This window comes from Pseudomonas sp. PME37.24/025, from assembly GCF_055556615.1.
This window is the reverse complement of sequence record NZ_JBVHNK010000124.1, coordinates 1-278: the sequence shown is the minus strand read 5'-3', so window position 1 is coordinate 278 and position 278 is coordinate 1. Positions and strand designations below refer to the sequence as shown.

1 protein-coding gene is annotated in these 278 nt (G+C 68.3%); it reads left to right on the top strand.

Annotation, left to right across the window (positions count from 1 at the left end; all coding sequences use genetic code 11):
- Nucleotides 1-190, top strand: a 190-nt coding sequence (locus ACZ3HH_RS29780) for a hypothetical protein (RefSeq protein WP_465810138.1), incomplete at its 5' end; no start/stop codon positions are given.
- Nucleotides 191-278 lie beyond the last annotated feature (88 nt).

The window sequence follows — 278 nt, the reverse complement described above, 5'->3', positions numbered from 1 at the left end:
CGCGGCGAACCTGACGGCTTACCTCGCCACGGGCCGCAGCGGCGACGGGACGCTGGACAAGATCGACGAACGGCTTGCTCGCGACCTGAAGCGATTCGGCCTGGCGGAAGACGACTCCACCGCGGCGATGGAAGAGGCGATGTCCCACCTCACGAGTCGCCTTCACGCAGCACTCGGCGACCGCGCCTGAGTGGGACGTCATACCGCCGGGGATCTCGAACGGGAGGCTTAGGCCCGTCGCGCGGGATCCGTGACGCGCTCCATCAGAGCAGCGACGA